12 protein-coding genes and 1 pseudogene are annotated in these 16,507 nt (G+C 45.6%); 11 read left to right on the top strand and 2 right to left on the bottom strand.

All coding sequences use genetic code 11. The features are described 5' to 3' along the window. Positions 1-143 precede the first annotated feature (143 nt). Positions 144-1,631: a SulP family inorganic anion transporter gene (locus ACWAU4_RS06055; RefSeq protein WP_454290491.1), complete on the top strand. Its 1,488-nt coding sequence runs from the start codon at positions 144-146 to the stop codon at positions 1,629-1,631. Between the two features lie 11 nt (positions 1,632-1,642). Then, complete coding sequence (locus ACWAU4_RS06060; protein ID WP_454290492.1) at positions 1,643-2,494, top strand: universal stress protein; 852 nt, start codon at positions 1,643-1,645, stop codon at positions 2,492-2,494. Between the two features lie 23 nt (positions 2,495-2,517). On the opposite strand, the pseudogene ACWAU4_RS06065 reads toward ACWAU4_RS06060, so the two are convergent. Continuing rightward, a pseudogene (locus tag ACWAU4_RS06065) lies at positions 2,518-2,982 on the bottom strand (GGDEF domain-containing protein); the annotation flags it as partial. Between the two features lie 15 nt (positions 2,983-2,997). Further along, complete coding sequence (locus ACWAU4_RS06070; RefSeq protein WP_111804994.1) at positions 2,998-3,666, bottom strand: PAS domain-containing protein; 669 nt, start codon at positions 3,664-3,666, stop codon at positions 2,998-3,000. A 284-nt stretch (positions 3,667-3,950) separates the two neighbouring features. Between ACWAU4_RS06070 and ACWAU4_RS06075 the strand changes: the two genes are divergently transcribed. The 9 genes from ACWAU4_RS06075 to ACWAU4_RS06115 all read left to right on the top strand — a co-directional run bounded on the left by ACWAU4_RS06075 (position 3,951) and on the right by ACWAU4_RS06115 (position 16,496). Beyond that, positions 3,951-4,643 carry a DsbC family protein gene (locus ACWAU4_RS06075; RefSeq protein WP_001228924.1) on the top strand — a complete coding sequence of 231 codons (693 nt, stop codon included), beginning with the start codon at positions 3,951-3,953 and terminating at the stop codon, positions 4,641-4,643. Then, on the top strand, positions 4,643-7,045 hold the full coding sequence (traC, locus tag ACWAU4_RS06080; protein ID WP_222768750.1) for a type IV secretion system protein TraC: 2,403 nt from the start codon (positions 4,643-4,645) through the stop codon (positions 7,043-7,045). The genes ACWAU4_RS06075 and traC overlap by 1 nt, the downstream gene beginning before the upstream one ends. Beyond that, positions 7,038-7,385: a plasmid-related protein gene (locus ACWAU4_RS06085; RefSeq protein WP_071701358.1), complete on the top strand. Its 348-nt coding sequence runs from the start codon at positions 7,038-7,040 to the stop codon at positions 7,383-7,385. The genes traC and ACWAU4_RS06085 overlap by 8 nt, the downstream gene beginning before the upstream one ends. Beyond that, complete coding sequence (locus ACWAU4_RS06090) at positions 7,369-7,881, top strand: S26 family signal peptidase (RefSeq protein ID WP_318081429.1); 513 nt, start codon at positions 7,369-7,371, stop codon at positions 7,879-7,881. The genes ACWAU4_RS06085 and ACWAU4_RS06090 overlap by 17 nt, the downstream gene beginning before the upstream one ends. A gap of 7 nt (positions 7,882-7,888) precedes the next feature. Next, positions 7,889-9,016 (top strand): TrbC family F-type conjugative pilus assembly protein, encoded by a 1,128-nt coding sequence (locus ACWAU4_RS06095; RefSeq protein ID WP_454290493.1) that lies wholly within the window; start codon positions 7,889-7,891, stop codon positions 9,014-9,016. After that, positions 9,000-10,028 (top strand): TraU family protein, encoded by a 1,029-nt coding sequence (locus ACWAU4_RS06100; RefSeq protein ID WP_161545421.1) that lies wholly within the window; start codon positions 9,000-9,002, stop codon positions 10,026-10,028. The genes ACWAU4_RS06095 and ACWAU4_RS06100 overlap by 17 nt, the downstream gene beginning before the upstream one ends. Positions 10,029-10,030: 2 nt before the next feature. After that, a complete protein-coding gene (gene traN / locus ACWAU4_RS06105) occupies positions 10,031-13,723 on the top strand; it encodes a conjugal transfer protein TraN (protein WP_454290494.1) in 3,693 nt (1,230 codons plus the stop codon). A 241-nt stretch (positions 13,724-13,964) separates the two neighbouring features. Continuing rightward, positions 13,965-14,213: a hypothetical protein gene (locus ACWAU4_RS06110; protein ID WP_011788505.1), complete on the top strand. Its 249-nt coding sequence runs from the start codon at positions 13,965-13,967 to the stop codon at positions 14,211-14,213. Positions 14,214-14,222: 9 nt separating this feature from the next. Beyond that, positions 14,223-16,496, top strand: coding sequence for a dynamin family protein (locus ACWAU4_RS06115; RefSeq protein WP_342177934.1), 2,274 nt, complete (start codon positions 14,223-14,225; stop codon positions 16,494-16,496). Positions 16,497-16,507 lie beyond the last annotated feature (11 nt).

Consider the following 16,507-nt stretch of genomic DNA (forward strand, 5'->3'; position numbering starts at 1 on the left):
CTCCCTATGCCGTTCGTCGGTAGGCCTCGTGCCGAAAATAAAATTTAAACTCAAAATCTGACAATTATCATAGTAAATTCAGTCGATAGAGCGACCTGATTTTGCATGCCTATGTTGTCGCTGATTTATCAATAAGGTTATCTATGCTTGAAAAAATGAAACTTGAATGGTTCTCCAATATCAGAGGAGACCTATTAGCCGGTATTGTTGTTGCGTTAGCGCTCATACCTGAGGCGATTGCATTTTCGATTATTGCAGGAGTGGACCCTAAAGTTGGTCTGTATGCCTCATTCTGTATTGCCGTTGTTATAGCATTTGTAGGGGGGCGTCCTGGCATGATCTCCGCTGCAACGGGCGCAATGGCATTACTCATGGTTACGTTAGTGAAAGAGCATGGCCTTGAGTATCTGCTTGCCGCAACATTACTCACAGGTGTTATTCAAATAGTCGCAGGCTATCTAAAACTAGGGAGTTTGATGCGTTTTGTTTCCAGATCTGTCGTGACAGGGTTTGTGAATGCGCTTGCTATTTTGATATTTATGGCTCAATTGCCTGAGCTTACCAATGTCACATGGCATGTGTATGCTATGACAGCAGCAGGCTTAGGCGTCATCTATTTATTCCCATATATCCCGGTTATCGGCAAAGCCCTCCCTTCACCTTTAGTATGTATCGTTGCTCTCACTGCATTTGCAATGATGATTGGTCTGGATATTCGTACCGTGGGTGACATGGGCGAATTACCGGACACACTCCCAATTTTTCTATGGCCTGATGTACCATTAAATTTCGACACGTTGATGATTATCCTTCCTTACTCTTTAGGGCTTGCCGTTGTAGGTTTGTTAGAGTCAATGATGACGGCCACGATTGTTGATGATTTAACTGACACTAAAAGTGATCGAAACCGCGAATGTAAAGGACAAGGTATTGCCAATATTGGTTCTGGTTTACTAGGGGGGATGGCTGGTTGTGCCATGATAGGGCAGTCCATTATTAACGTAAAATCTGGTGGTCGTGGGCGACTATCTACTTTTAGCGCAGGTCTATTCTTACTTGTCATGGTTGTATTCCTAGACGAATGGTTAAAGCAGATCCCTATGGCAGCACTTGTGGCTGTGATGATTATGGTTTCAATCGGGACTTTCTCATGGTCATCAATTAAAGATTTAAAAAAGCATCCACTATCAACCAATATCGTTATGATCGCGACCGTGATTGTTGTAGTAGCAACACATAACTTAGCGATTGGTGTCTTCGTTGGTGTGTTATTGGCAACGTTGTTCTTTGCGAACAAAATTGGTCGCTTTATGGTCGTCAAAGCGACGCAAACTGATGAGGCTTCACGCACTTATCGTGTAGTTGGTCAGGTTTTCTTTGCCTCATCTGAACAGTTTATTGATTCTTTTGATTTTAAAGAAGCGGTTGATAAGGTAACCATTGACTTAACTCATGCGCATTTTTGGGATATTACCGCCGTGTCGTCATTAGACAAAGTTGTTATTAAGTTTAGGCGGGAAGGTGCAACAGTTGACATTGTTGGGATGAGCGAAGCGACAGAAACTATTGTTGATAAATTTGGCGTCCATAATGATCCAAAAGAAGTTGAAAAATTGATGGCTGGCCACTAAGGAGAAAATAAATGAATAAGATAATAACTTGTGTTGATGGCTCAGCGCTTTCAGATAACGTCTGCTCTGCGGCGTGTTGGTCAGCTAAGCAATTGAATAAACCTATATTGTTACTACATGCCATTGAAAAAAGTCACTCAACAGCAAATGAGGATTTAAGTGGAGCAATTGGCCTTGGGGCTCGTTCTTCACTTCTCAATGAAATGGCCGCCTTAGATGAACAGCGCAGCAAGGTTGCTTTATCGCTAGGTAAGGAAATGTTGGCTCACTCCAAGGCATTGTTGATTGACAACGGTTGCAATGATATTGAAAAAACGCAACGTCACAGTGGTATTGTTGAGGCTATTTGTGATCTTGAAAATGATGCAAGACTTATTGTGATTGGTAAGTCTGGTCAGCAACATAATGGGGATTTCAAAACACTAGGCTCCCATATTGAGCAGATCATTCGCCAAGTTCACACACCAGTACTGATTGCTAATCGGACATTTAAAACGCCTAAAAGCTTTATGCTTGCCTATGATGGTAGAGAAACAGCAGATAAAGCCGTGCAGCGTATTATTGACGGTGGTCTGCTACATGGTTTGACCTGTCATCTAGTTACTGTAAAAAATAGCACGCCGAACGTTGAGGAAAAATTCAAGCGAACCAAAGATTTGTTGACGAATAAAGGCTTTGAAGTGAAAGCTAGTTTGTTAGAAGGGCGGATCTTTGACGCTTTAATGAATTACAAAGAAAACAGTGGTGTTGATATGCTCGTGATGGGCGCTTTTTCCCACTCTAAATTAGCGAGTGTATTTTTGGGTAGTAATACGCTCAAGATGATTGAGCAAACGGCATTACCTTTAATTATTTTACGCTAAGTAACCAAGCCAAGCAGCCGAGCTTATTGTTTCGGCTGCTTTTTCATATCATACATACGATTGTCTGCTACGTGTAAGAGAGATTTTAGTGATTCGCCATCAGTTGGGTATGTTGCTAATCCAAAACTGTACTCTAGTTTGATTGGACAATTATTTTCCTTAAGTTGACGCGCCACATTCTTATCTAAACGTTCAAAAAACAAACTAACGTCAAGAGGGTGATCTTGTTGTTCCAGTAGTAAAACAAATTCATCCCCACTAATTCTGGAGGCGGTATCTTCTTCCCTTATTGATTCATGCAATGCTTTAGCGAACGATATCAGAGATTTATCACCAAAAGCATGACCATGAGTATCGTTTATAATCTTAAAGTTATTTAAATCAATAAAAACTATATTAAAAGTACTTTCTTGATTTGATTTGTTGCGATTTAAGTGTCGTTTTAATTGCTCAAACCTATCTTCCAAAAGCATTCTATTCGGTAATGCCGTTAAATAGTCGTTCTAAGCTAGAAAGCGCACCTTTTCAATTTCATTGACATGAGTGGTAATGTCAGAAAATATAGTGATAAAGCCCTGTATTTTGCCATTTTTTACAATTGAAGATGTTGATTGCCAAGTATGAATAATCTCACCGGATGCTTTTCGAACAGCAATTTCGCCACTCCAGTGACCACTTCTTTCGATTTCAGAAAAAGCTTTTTTGATTAGCTCTACCTGATTTAAACCATCGCGAAGGAAAGATGGATTTTTCATTAAAATATCAGGCTCATCATAGCCAAAAACAGTTTTGAACGCCCTGTTGACTTTGACAATATCGTCATCTTTATCCGTCAGTACCATAGCTTCACCACTGTGGTCGAAGACAATGTTATCGATTGGGGCATCTTGAGGAGTATCAAAAATATGAATACAAAATAAGACTGTATTGCTATCAGAGGAATCTTTTATTCGCTTAAAATAGATTTTTCCTTGCAGATTTGTTTTCTTGAAATCGACATTCTTACTGAGCATTTTGCTGTTTTTAAGAAAATTACTTGCCAATTCTTCGAAATGACTTTGAGCTTCTTTAGGGAAGCTATCAAATAAACTGTTCTTGAAAACAATACCATCGCGGATCAGACCGCAAGGTATGGGAACATCGTCGATGTTAAGTAAATTATCCGTAGCCAATTTTTTGTCCTGATTCTCTTATCTTTGGTTCTCATTAGCATGAAATGAGCCAGTTTTATCGGCAATAAATCATACTGTAAGTACCACAAATTCAGCGGTGCATAATCTGTGTCAATACCCATCAGATTTAATGGTTAAATTGTAATCTAATTTCCACCTTGTCTCACTGATTTTCAAGCGAAACTACCCTCAGCTAGATGCTGATTTCTTCAATCTATCTAACCGAGTCCACATAGGACAACTGCATAGACTGGAGCCTCGATTTACATTAACGAGGACTCCTCATGCGAAAACTATCTCCAATTATTCTGGCGCTTGCGCTGTCTCCTTTGGTTCAAGCTGAACCTGTGTCTGAAGTGTCGCCCGTTGGCAAAATTGACGGCATGGTTTCTTTACCTGTCACGGGTATGAAAGCGGTCGAAAGCAATGGCCGTATTGTTTTCATGTCAGACAGCGGCCGGTTCGTCATTGATGGCACGCTCTATGATGCCTGGTCCAAAAAGCCGCTTACCAGCCTTGAAGAAATTCGTGAAGCGGGGAACACGCTGGACTTAAGTCGTCTTGGCTTAAAAATGGATGATTTGAATCCACTGACGCTGGGTGAAGGCAAAAAGAAAGTGGTGGTCTTTGTTGATCCACGATGCCCGCATTGCCATGAGCTTTTGAAACAAGCCTTACCGTTAACCAAAGAATACACCTTCCAAATTCTCCCTGTGCCAGTGCTTGGTCCTGATTCAGAGCGTCAGGTTCGCCAGCTTGGCTGTGCGCGTGACAAAAAAGCGGCCACCGATGCATTGCTGAATGGCCGGATTGGTAACCTAGAACAGGATGATGCCTGCAACTTAGAGCCAATGCAGCGTACCTTGGTGACCGCTCAAATTCTGGGAATTCAAGGTGTGCCTTTCATCGTCGCCAATGATGGTCGCATCAGCCGAGGCCGTCCTTATGATCTTTCTGCTTGGTTGGAGGGGCGTTAATGAAAGCCTCTCTGTATTCAGGGCAACGCGCTTCTGAGCTATTGCCAGTATTGGCCTATTCAGACGATGAGCAACTGTTTTTCATGGAAGACCAGAGTGTTGGCTTTGGTTTTCTATGTGACCCATTGCCGGGTGGTGATGAGTCTGTTGCAGACAGGGTTAATGTTCTTCTCAACAACGACTGGCCAAAAGACACTTTGCTGCAATTTGGCCTATACGCATCCCCTGATATTCAAACCGACCTTCAGCGCATGATGGGCTTACGGCATCGTCAATCCGATCCATTACTCAGGGCGTCGATACGCAAACGTGCGGATTTTCTCGATGGGGGCACGGTTCAACCGATAGAAGAATCGACCCAGACTCAGGTACGCAACTTTCAACTGATCGTCACCTGCAAATTGCCTTTGGAAAGCCCTATACCGACGGAGCGTGAGTTGAGTCGAGCATCCGCGCTTCGGGCTTCTTTCTCTCAAGCGCTGGCAACGGTTGGTTTTCGCGTTACTGAGATGACTGACCGAAACTGGCTCGCGGCAATAAGTGCTCAGCTTAACTGGGGAAAAGATGCTTCCTGGCGTAATCCATCACCAATCCGCAGTGAGGCAGATAAACCACTTCGGGAGCAAGTGTTGGATTATGACCGAGCTATCAAGGTGGATAGCCAAGGTCTGATGCTGGGCGACTACCGAGTTAAAACCTTATCGTTTAAACGCTTGCCTGAGCGGATCTGGTTTGGTCATGCCGCAAGTTTTGCGGGCGATATGATGACAGGCAGTCGCGGTTTACGCGGCAGCTTTTTGCTAAATGTCACCATTCACTTTCCCTCAGCTGAGGCGATGCGATCTCGTTTAGAGACGAAGCGTCAATGGGCGGTCAATCAGGCCTATGGCCCGATGCTCAAGTTTGTGCCGGTGCTTGCAGCCAAGAAAAAGGGATTTGATGTTCTTTTTGAAGCCTTGCAAGAAGGTGATCGTCCTATTCGGGCAAATATGACCTTAACGCTGTTTTCACCAACGGAAGAGGCGTCCATCAGCTCTGTTTCAAATGCTCGAACCTATTTCAAAGAACTCGGATTTGAGCTGATGGAAGACAAGTACTTCTGTTTGCCCATTTTTCTGAATGCCCTGCCATTTGGTGCTGACCGCCAGGCGATGAACGACTTGTTTCGATTCAAGACCATGGCGACACGGCATGTGATCCCTCTGTTGCCTTTGTTTGCGGATTGGAAAGGCACGGGCACGCCAGTGATTAACTTTGTTTCCCGCAATGGCCAGATCATGAGCGTGTCCCTTTATGACTCTGGCAGTAATTACAACTGTTGCATCGCGGCGCAATCAGGGTCGGGTAAGTCTTTCCTGGTGAACGAAATTATCTCCTCCTACTTATCAGAAGGCGGCCAATGCTGGGTGATTGATGTTGGCCGCTCTTATGAAAAGCTGTGTGAAGTCTATGACGGTGAGTTCTTACAGTTCGGGCGGGACAGCGGCATTTGCTTAAATCCGTTTGAAATCGTTGAGGACTATGACGAAGAAGCGGATGTGTTGGTTGGGTTATTGGCCGCAATGGCCGCACCCACGCAGTCATTAACCGATTTTCAGATGGCCAACCTAAAGCGTCAGACCCGTGAACTGTGGGAGAAAAAAGGTCGTGCCATGTTAGTTGATGATGTGGCAGAGGCCTTGAAAAATCACGAAGACCGACGTGTGCAAGACGTGGGTGAGCAGCTCTATCCGTTTACGACACAGGGCGAATATGGCCGATTCTTTAATGGCCACAACAATATTCGCTTCAAAAACCGTTTCACCGTTCTGGAGTTAGAAGAGCTTAAGGGGCGTAAGCATCTACAACAAGTAGTGTTGCTTCAGCTTATCTACCAAATCCAACAAGAGATGTACTTAGGTGAGCGGGATCGTCGCAAGATTGTGTTCATTGACGAAGCTTGGGATCTGCTGACTCAAGGTGATGTCGGTAAGTTTATTGAGACGGGTTACCGGCGATTTCGAAAATATGGTGGCAGTGCTGTAACGGTAACGCAATCGGTCAACGATTTGTATGATAGCCCTACAGGTAAAGCCATCGCTGAAAACTCAGCCAATATGTACCTGCTAGGCCAAAAAGCTGAAACCATCAACGCGCTCAAAAAAGAAGGCCGCTTGCCACTAGGTGAAGGCGGTTATGAATACCTGAAAACGGTTCATACCGTCACGGGTGTCTATTCCGAAATTTTCTTTATTACCGAGATGGGCACCGGGATTGGCCGCCTCATCGTCGATCCGTTTCACAAGCTGTTGTACTCGTCCCGTGCAGAAGATGTAAACGCGATTAAACAGTTAACGCGCAAAGGCCTTTCTGTTGCTGATGCCATCTCTCAGTTGTTGAAGGAGCGAGGCTTTGATGAATAAGACCACGCTTTGGCCATTTATGGCCTCTATTACTTTGTCTATTGCTGGTAGCGGTTTAATGACCAGCTGGCTTTTAATGAAAACACTCGAACCCATCCACAGCCAGTTGGCGTTAAGTACGCCCATTGCAGTCGTGGATTTTGGGGAGGCGGTGTTGTCACTGGGCCCCAATGCCAGCGAACAAGACATCGAGTCCAGGTTGCTTCAGACCAATCAGCAAATTGAAAAGTTAAAAAAAGCCGGTTTTATCGTGCTGGATGCCCAAGCGGTGGTGGGTGCTGATGATTCCGTATTTGTGCCAGTAGGCTCAAAGGAGGTGTCTCATGCAGATACTCCGTAAAAGAATGCCTTGGCGGCCATACCTCATCCGGTTGACTGTTCTTGCGTTAATCATGGCCTTGGTAGGCACCTACGCCATGATGCGCTACCGAATAGGTATTGATACCCAGCAAGAGCGCTGCCTGCCTGATACCAAGGTGTATCTGATTGACCTATGGAATAAAGAGCCCGTTAAGGATGGTTTGTATGCCTTCCACTCAAAAGGACTCGCTCCGTTATATAACGACGGTACTCGGATGCTGAAACGCCTAACAGGGATGCCTGGGGATGAAGTCAAGGTGACGCCTGAGCATGTGCTGGTGAACGGTGCTGAAGTCTCTACCGGCATGGCATTAGCCCAGCGTCTTGGTGTAGCGGAATCACAATTTAGCCGCTCATTGACGCTGCAAGAAAACGAATATTGGTTTTCCGGCGAGGCTGCAACGAGTTTCGACTCCCGCTATTGGAATGCCGTTAAGCGCGAGCAGATTGTTGGTCGCGCTTGGCCGCTTTGGTAGGAGGTGGATGATGACAAGACTATGTCTCTTATTCTTGTTGGTTGCTCCATTGTCTTGGGTTCAAGTGTCCTGGGCACAAGAGCCTTTTCTGTTGTCTGACGAAGACAAAAAGATCGTCGAAATGAGCCGCAGCATTTTACAAAGTGCTGTGCATGGCTCATCTGAATTTATTGAGCCTTTTGCACCGATTGAACAACCTGTGTCGCTCAAACACAGCGATGAATGGTTGATATTTGCGTCGTCCTCACTGGGGGATTCCTCACTGAAGCAGCTATTTAAAGAGGCCAGTGCGACCGGCGCTATTGTGTTGTTTCAGGGAATTCCTGAAGGAAAGACCTTGGGGGCGGCTATCCGTGATTGGCATATGCTGATGACGGGGCTTGATCCTGTTCCTCAGGTTCGAATTGATCCGAAAGCCTTTGTGCACTGGCGGGTGACTAGCGTGCCTGCCATTTTCCGCATAGAAGATGACAAGGTGACTGCAAGTGCACTAGGGGTTTACAGCAAGGACTGGTTGCAGCGTCAAATTGAAACAGGCAATACCGGTTCATTGGGTCAACGCGGTCCAATTCATTCGATTTTAGAACCGGATTTGATGCAAGTGGCGATGCAGCGTTTACAGTCGCTTGACCTGGGCGCGTTAAAGAAAAAAGCCATTGAGCGCTTCTGGTCTCGCCAAACATTTACTGACTTAGCCAAAGCCACGCAGTATCGGATAAGAACGGTTGATCCAACCATCGTCATGCAGCGGCCACTATTGGATGCCAATGGCCGAACATTGATCCCAGCAGGAACGCGTATTAACCCGCTCAAAGCCTTGCCATTTACTCAGCAGCTCGTGGTGTTTAATGCGTCGGACGCTGAAGAAGTGGACGCAGTTGCGCACTGGCTTGAGACGCAAGATAGGACGCAGCGCCGCATTACGCTTATCATTACGCAGCTCGACCGTGCACAAGGCTGGAATCGCCTCAATGCGCTCGAAAAGACATTGGACAGTCCGGTTTATCTTCTCAATGCCTCGCTAAAGCAGCGCTTTGATTTGCAAGTCACCCCATCGTTTGTTCAAGCAAAGGGGCTCGCGTTTGAAATAGAAGAAATTCCAGTAAAGGAGCTTGTTCATGAAAAAGCTCAATAATACGTATAGTCTGATACGGACTCTCGTTGTCATGCTTGTCCTGGGCGCATCTATTCCTGCAAAAGCCGAATTGACCTGCCCAGACGCGGGGTTATTGTCCGGCAAGTTGCTGACGGATGTTTGCTGGTCATGCATTTTTCCTATCCGGGTTGCAGGTCTTCCACTTGGCTCTGGCAGTGTCCCAAGCGGCGCATCAAACAAGTCATTTTGCTTATGTGAAGACAACTTAGGTGTGCCAAGGCCAGGTATTGTTACCAGCATGTGGGAGCCAGCGCGTCTGATTGAACTGGTCAGAACGCCGGGTTGTTCGCCTTCCCTGGGAGGGATTCGTTTACCGTTAGGTGATAGACGACTGCAAGGTGGTCATGGCGAGGGTGAATACGACACCGGTGATCTCGCTTTCTACCATTACCATTATTACGCCTTTCCGCTTTTGGTCATGCTCGATTTGTTCATGGATGGCAATTGCAATGCCGATGGTTACATGGACTTTGACTTGATGTATTTGTCGGAATTGGACCCAACGTGGCTGAACGATGAACTGGCCTTTTTTACTCAGCCTGAAGCGGCTGCCGTTGCCAATCCATTGGCTATATCTGCTTGTACCGCTGACGCTGCTTCATCAACGCTTGGTAAACCCATCGACCAGTTGTTTTGGTGTGCTGGCAGTTGGGGCCATCTCTATCCCTTATCTGGCCACACCTTAGCCTTCGGCTCATTAGCAGAAAACACCAGCCATTTAGCGGCGCGTGCAATCGCGGCTCAACACAGGCGTGGTCTTGCAAGGCGAACAATGGGGAACAGTGCGCTATGCCGACCTGTTATCGAACCCATGCTGCCGAAATCCCAATACAAGATGAGTATGTTCTTCCCTGTACCAGAAACTGAAAGTGCGCATGTCATCGGTGAAAGCACCATGAAATGGGGAGAGTGGCGAACAATCCCAGGTGCCGGTGAAGATGCGCTCTATATTTTGTGGCGCTGGCAAGACTGCTGTAACTCGGGAGGTTAACTATGAAACCAACACTTTTTACCCGAGTGTTAGCGGGTATTTTATCTATCACTATGGCGTGCTTGCCCTTACATGGTGTGGCCGCTGATGTGCAGCGCCAATCCGGCTTAAGCGGACAACAAGAAGGTAAGCAATTGCTGCAAAACTGGACGATGCCCGCACTCAATGGCAATACATTGTCGGTACCGAATGGCAGTGGAAATGAGACGATTAACTTGCAAGAGCTTTTCCCTGGTATGGATCAGGGTTCATTGGATGTCTTAACGGGCGTTTATGGTTCTGATGCCAGCATGAATCAATTGGGGACGCAGCGCCAAGAGAGCATGGCATCCGAAAGTGGCGCTACGGGTGAGGCGTTTCGCTCGCTCCAGCAAATCAAAGACAGGTCTCGGCCAGATATGGTCAATGATCCGCTTTGGGCATTAACTGATGCGGTTCAAACTGACCCCAACCTATTAACCCAAAGCTTCCCCGGCTGTGAGTCTCAAGGTGAAGGCAGCCCAAATTACCAGCAATGTGACAGGCTCAATACAGCGGTTAACAGCTGCACTATTAGTCACGATTACACGGCAGGCATTATTGAGCATGTTTCAGGACCAATGAACCTTCGCTCTTGTGGTGAGGGATGTCTTGAAGTTTGGATAGGGCGAATTGGCGACAACTACTGGAGTGGCCGTTGTAAAGTGTTTGAACAGGCCATCACACTCAAAGTCGTGAACCCCGATGCGATTACCTCAGCCGTTCTTGAGTACGCCAAATGGGATGACTACATGCAAGTGTGGCTTGGCGATCAGAAAGTCTGGTCTGGGCCGAACAATAACTTTCCACCAGAAACGGCAGGTCGCTGCGAGCTTAGTACCAGTTGGGAGCGCAATCCTAATACTGACTTAACTGCTAAGCTAAAAGCGGTAGAACCAGGTTTAGAAGTGCCGGTAAAAATTCGCGTATCGGTTACGGGTAGTGGTGAGGGCTATGCACGCATCAAGGTGCGCTTTGATCCAACCAAGGTGGTGATGAATGATAGTTGGTCACCACAATCCTGTATCGAACAAGCAGCGGATATTCCGACAAAGTTTTCAGACTACAGCATTCAATGCACGGATCAGCCTTCTTCAACCAACGGATGTACGGTGGTCAATGGTGTTTCAGTTTGTGAATCCTACTTTGCCCCAAGCCCTGTGACTGGCATATCGCCTTTGTGTCGGCGTGTACAAGTCAGTGTGGATGACGAAAGCTATAAGGGGATTGAAAATCAGGCCTGCCAAGTGCTTGAAGCGAATCCTTCCTGTGGCTTCATGTCGTCAGAATGTGCCGAGACCAATGATAAAGGTGAATGCATTCGTTTTACCGATACCTATGACTGTGGATTGCAAACCAGCGATCCAAAGTGTGTGGTATCCAATCTTATGCCGAGTAGTTTTGAGGCCTGTGAGCCTACTCAGACGATTACGCCATTTACTGAAACCAAGCATGTACCGGATTACCAGGTGTGCGAGAAGATCAGCACGCTTACTCAGTGTCAGTTAGAGCGACGTGTATCGGCTGAAACCCATCAACAAAGCTGGTCCATTGAGCGCGGTTGCTTTAGCTCTGAAACGCTCAGCTTTGTTCCACAGCACAGCAGCACTATGCAAACTGGAAACGCGACGCTGAGAGCGTTTGATAATCAAAATACTGAGATAAAAATCACCGAGTCGCCATCTAAGGCAAATGGTTGGAAAACGACACTCTCTCTGACGGGCAATAAGGAAACGGTGACTGAGACGAAACCGTCCATTAAGTACCCTGAAATGACCTGTCCAAAAGGAACCTTGGTTGGTTCATTGTGTAAGGTCGTTAATGGGTCGATTATTTCGTGGCATGAACCTCAGGAAGTCACTCGTTCCAGATGTGAATCCGGCTGGAATAAAGTCGATTTCGATACTTGCAGCCGAGAAGTTCAGAAGTGTTTGGCTCCTGCGAAACTGAGCGCTTCATTGACCTTCTCTGGCAAATACTTAGAGCAAGACATTGTTCATCAATCAAGTGATCCGGGCATAGACCAATGCTTGATGCAAACGGATCAGTTTACTGCGGTGCAGTGGCAGTGTTTGGATACGGGCACAAAACGAATCGACGGGTTAACAGTTGGTAGTGGCGAGTTGTCCAATCTTGGAAGCCTTTATCCGGCGGTTGTTTCGTCTCCTGCTCATTTAACCAGTCGTGGCAGCTCTGATGGACTGGGGCTCTCATGCTGGAGGGCAAGAGCGACCTACAATGCTTCGACTGCTCATCCAGAGTTCAACATGGGCAGCTCAGATAGCTGGGTAGATGCCAATGGTAATACACAAACCATCGTCAATAACGGACAAAACACGACCACCAATACGTGTGCCGCGCTGGAGCAAAACCCGGCCTGCCAGTATGTCAGAACCGAATGCACTGAAGGCGGGGCTGGTCATGAAGGATTCTGCTATATCCAAAGTTTGGTGTATGACTGCGGACAAAGCGTTGAAGTGCAAAACGCTCGAATGGAAACTCAATACAACTGTGAGGGGCCAGTTCGCTGTATGGGCACAGATTGTTTAGAGCCAGAGTCAATCAAGCAGGCTAACTTTGCAGAAGCCGCAGCGATGCTTAATGCGGCGCAGTTTATGACCAATGATATGTCATGTACGGGCGCTGATGGCCAAGACAACGTCGAGTGTACTGTCTTCAAAGGTAATGCTGGCCAGTGCAAGAAAGCCGTTGGCGGCATAGTGGATTGCTGTGAAAAGCCAAGTGGCGTGTCGTTATCGGATTACATCACGATGATAGTGGCGGTTAACAAGCTTGATACGGCAGTCATGGCCATGAATCCGTCTTCGGCAATCTATGGTTCATGGAATACGCTCAGAGAGCCAGTCACGAGCACTTGGAGTGCGGTCAAAGAGCCCTTTGTGTCTGCATGGGACTCTCTAATGGGGGCTGGACCATCAACGGCTGCTGGCGCGGGAGCGGAGCAAGCTGCGACTGGCTTTATGCAGGTGTTGACCAACAAAACGGCTGAATGGGTAGGTACGACCTTTGGTTCGGGGGCGCAATCGGCACTGTTTAGTAACGTTGGTGGCGCGGTTGGAGCCGATGGTGTTGTTTCGGGCGGTAACTTTGCCCTGGGGGGCGCTGCGGGCGCGGTTCTGAGTACGGTTATGACGGCCTACATGATTTATTCAGTCACCATGATCCTCATTCAACTTATCTGGAAATGTGAGCAGAGTGAGTTTGAAATGAACGCTAAGCGGGTATTGAAGAGTTGCCATTATGTAGGCTCTTACTGCAAGTCTAAGTTCTTAGGTGCCTGTGTTGAGAAACGGCAGTCATATTGCTGCTTTACTTCGCCGCTTTCACGGATCATTCAAGAACAAGTTCGTCCGCAGTTGGGCCTTGGCTGGGGCAGTGCAAAGTCACCAAACTGCGAAGGTTTGACCGCGAGTCAGTTAAACCAGGTAGATTGGAGCCAAGTCAATCTGGATGAATGGATAGGTATTTTGTCGATCACGGGCAACCTACCCGAAGTACCGTCACTGGATCTGGAAAGACTCACTGGCTCAGGAAGTACGCTAAACGTGGATGGAAACCGTCAAAGTGCCGCAGACAGAGCCATTGAACGGCTAAACGGAATGGATGCCCAGAAACTGCGTCAGGAGGCGACGGAAGAAATTTCGGGGAATAATTGAGCGCACTCTTAGAACAGAAGGCTTTGCGATGCAAGGCCTTCTATATCGATATGAAATAACCATTGAACTTCTGAAAAAACATTACCCAACCTTGGAATTTGTATTCCTTGCGTGCTGAGCTGTACAGTTCTCAATTTACATTTAACGTAAAAAACTTAGACAAATAAGTCTGAATTGTTGACACGTTAGACTTAATTGTCTAAATTGATGGTGTGTTAGTCATATTTGTCTAGAGGTTGGTATGGAAATGGAAGATAAAGCGAAAGTCGCTGGTGCTGTTGGTGGCCTCGGCGGTGTAGGTGGTTCAATTGGTGCCGTATCAGCGGCAGGTTCCGTTGCAGGTTTAAGCGCTGCTGGTGTCACTTCCGGTCTTGCCGCCATAGGTGGTGTAGTTGGTGGTGGAATGGTTGCCGGACTTGCAATTACTGCGGCAGCTCCATTGGCGATTGGTGCTGGAACTTACGGTATATACAAGTGGCTGAAATCATAGGTCTGAAAAATGAAACACGATGAACTAAATGAGCGTTTAAGAACTTTCTTAATTTCAAGCCGAGAAAATGCGGGTTTGTCCCAAAGTGATGTTGCTGCAAGATCTGAAGTTTTTGGAATTGGAAGAACACTGGATCAACGGGCTGTTTCAAGAATTGAAAGTCAACCAATGAATGCTGATGCAATTAAGATTGCTGGGTATCTATCAGCTGTTGGGATTCAGCCAAGCAAGTATTATGAAATTTTAACGGAATACACTTATAAAGAGGATGATTATATTATGTCAGAAGTTGGTGAGCAAACTATCAAAATTAAGGTAGAGGCAGCGAAGTCGCTTATTTCATCAGTGAAAGATAGTATCGATTGCTACAATCATGAATATATCGATTCAATAGGGCTTAAAAGTAAGGTTGAACAGCTTGAGGCTGTAGTAGATGGACTTAATAGAAAGCCTGTAATTGGATGTTTTGGCCATTTTGATGCAGGTAAGTCAACACTGATTAATACTGTTATCAATCAGTCATTGCTCCCGACCAAATATCAACCAGCAACATGTGTTGTTAATCTTCTTATGCACGAATCAGATAAGCCTGAAACAATTTCAGGAAATGTGGCTGTGTTTAAGAAGGGCTTTAAGCCGCATATGGTTCATTCACCAGTTGATGTCGAAAAATATTTAATTGAACAAGGTGGTTCAGAAATATTGGATAGATTAGGAGTGCACAATCATGAAGATGATGTATTAAATGAGGCTTATATCGCAATTGTTTTTTCAGATTCCGAGATACTTCGTTCGGTTTGGTTGTTGGATACCCCAGGGGATCTTAACGGTTCAGATGAGTCTGATACTGAGAAGGCTCTCGGTGGTGTAGAACTTGCTGATGGTGTTGTTTTTGTTTCAAATCATACCGGGTTTTTCAAAGATAGTGATTTAGGGTTTGCATCAAATATCATCAGGCAGAGACCACCAGTGGATAAGGAGAAACCACTTGATCATTTAATGTTCATTCAGTCTCATTGTCACTCTGAAATAAGCAGGGATGATGTGGAAGCTGTAGGTCGTGTAACCTTCAAGAGAATTAAAAAGCAACTAGATAATTTAATATTTTCATCATGGATGGAAGATGGATTTATTACGCAATTACCAGAAAGTTCAGAACTAACAGCACGAGTTCAACCATTTTGGCGTGAAAATAATGACTATCGTAGTGATACATTGCGAAAAATCACCGAAATGGCTTCGTCTCTAACTTTGAACCAAGAATCAATAGTAGATAAGTATATTTCTAATATTCTAAAGAATATCGAAAATATGCTATTGAGTGAGATTGATAATCTAAAGAACAAGAAATCGGAGACTTTCGAAAGAATTAAGGAGGTCAACGAGAAGGATGCGCGATTTCGTGAGTTGTCTACTCAGTTGATAAAAGATTTTAACTCCCTCATTGAATCATGTAATAGCCACAAAAAACACGACTTGGATGTTATGAGTACCTATTACAAATACAATACTTCTGTTGAAGGTCTCGAAGAGCTTATCAATGACACCTATTCGGACAAGAAAGAGGCTCAATCTGAGTTAGGCAATTATATTGGTCAGCTTTTGACTACAAAATTAGAAAGCACATTAAAGACTAGTGGTAAAGCCGTATCGACGGAATTAGATTCTTTGTTGCTGAGATGGCAGGAAGCTGCCCCCACCATCTCAACTACAGGAATTGATACCCAAATATCTGGATTGGGTGCAGAGTTTAGTGCATTTAACTCGAGAGCGGCTTTTGTTGGAGGTCTTGCGGGATTAGGAAGTCTTGGAGCTATGGCATTATATGTATCGACTATAGCAAGTAATTTAGGTGCATATATTTTAGTTGGAAAGGCAGCTGGAGTATTGGTGTCTTTAGGGTTGGTTGGAAGTGTTACTACAGTAACTTCATTCGTTGCAGCCATCGGTGGCCCTATTACCATAGGTATTGCTCTTGCTGCGGCAATTGGTTACATAATATATCGACTAGCTGGTGGTAGTTGGCAAAAATCACTCGCAAAAAAAGCCGCAGAAGCAATTCGTAAAGAGTCGGTGTTTGATGACATAGAGAGAGCTGTAACTGAGTATTGGAATAGTACATCTAAGGCAATCAAAGCTGGTTTGGATGAGCTAATTATCAAAACTGATGAGTATATTGAAAATTTAAAGGCTGATGCGAAAGTTGAATATGATATTGATGAAGTTGATGTATGTGTCTCACTTATCGATGACACGTTATTAATTCTTAAGTCTAGCGACTAACTCTTGATGGG

Source organism: Shewanella sp. FeAMO, assembly GCF_053653955.1.

Excerpts from the sequence above, each read along its gene's own strand:
- ACWAU4_RS06055 (WP_454290491.1), top strand. The coding sequence starts at position 144 with ATGCTTGAAAAAATGAAACTTGAATGGTTCTCCAATATCAGAGGAGAC.
- ACWAU4_RS06060 (WP_454290492.1), top strand. The coding sequence starts at position 1,643 with ATGAATAAGATAATAACTTGTGTTGATGGCTCAGCGCTTTCAGATAAC.
- ACWAU4_RS06075 (WP_001228924.1), top strand. The coding sequence starts at position 3,951 with ATGCGAAAACTATCTCCAATTATTCTGGCGCTTGCGCTGTCTCCTTTG.
- traC (WP_222768750.1), top strand. The coding sequence starts at position 4,643 with ATGAAAGCCTCTCTGTATTCAGGGCAACGCGCTTCTGAGCTATTGCCA.
- ACWAU4_RS06085 (WP_071701358.1), top strand. The coding sequence starts at position 7,038 with ATGAATAAGACCACGCTTTGGCCATTTATGGCCTCTATTACTTTGTCT.
- ACWAU4_RS06090 (WP_318081429.1), top strand. The coding sequence starts at position 7,369 with ATGCAGATACTCCGTAAAAGAATGCCTTGGCGGCCATACCTCATCCGG.
- ACWAU4_RS06095 (WP_454290493.1), top strand. The coding sequence starts at position 7,889 with ATGATGACAAGACTATGTCTCTTATTCTTGTTGGTTGCTCCATTGTCT.
- ACWAU4_RS06100 (WP_161545421.1), top strand. The coding sequence starts at position 9,000 with ATGAAAAAGCTCAATAATACGTATAGTCTGATACGGACTCTCGTTGTC.
- traN (WP_454290494.1), top strand. The coding sequence starts at position 10,031 with ATGAAACCAACACTTTTTACCCGAGTGTTAGCGGGTATTTTATCTATC.
- ACWAU4_RS06110 (WP_011788505.1), top strand. The coding sequence starts at position 13,965 with ATGGAAATGGAAGATAAAGCGAAAGTCGCTGGTGCTGTTGGTGGCCTC.
- ACWAU4_RS06115 (WP_342177934.1), top strand. The coding sequence starts at position 14,223 with ATGAAACACGATGAACTAAATGAGCGTTTAAGAACTTTCTTAATTTCA.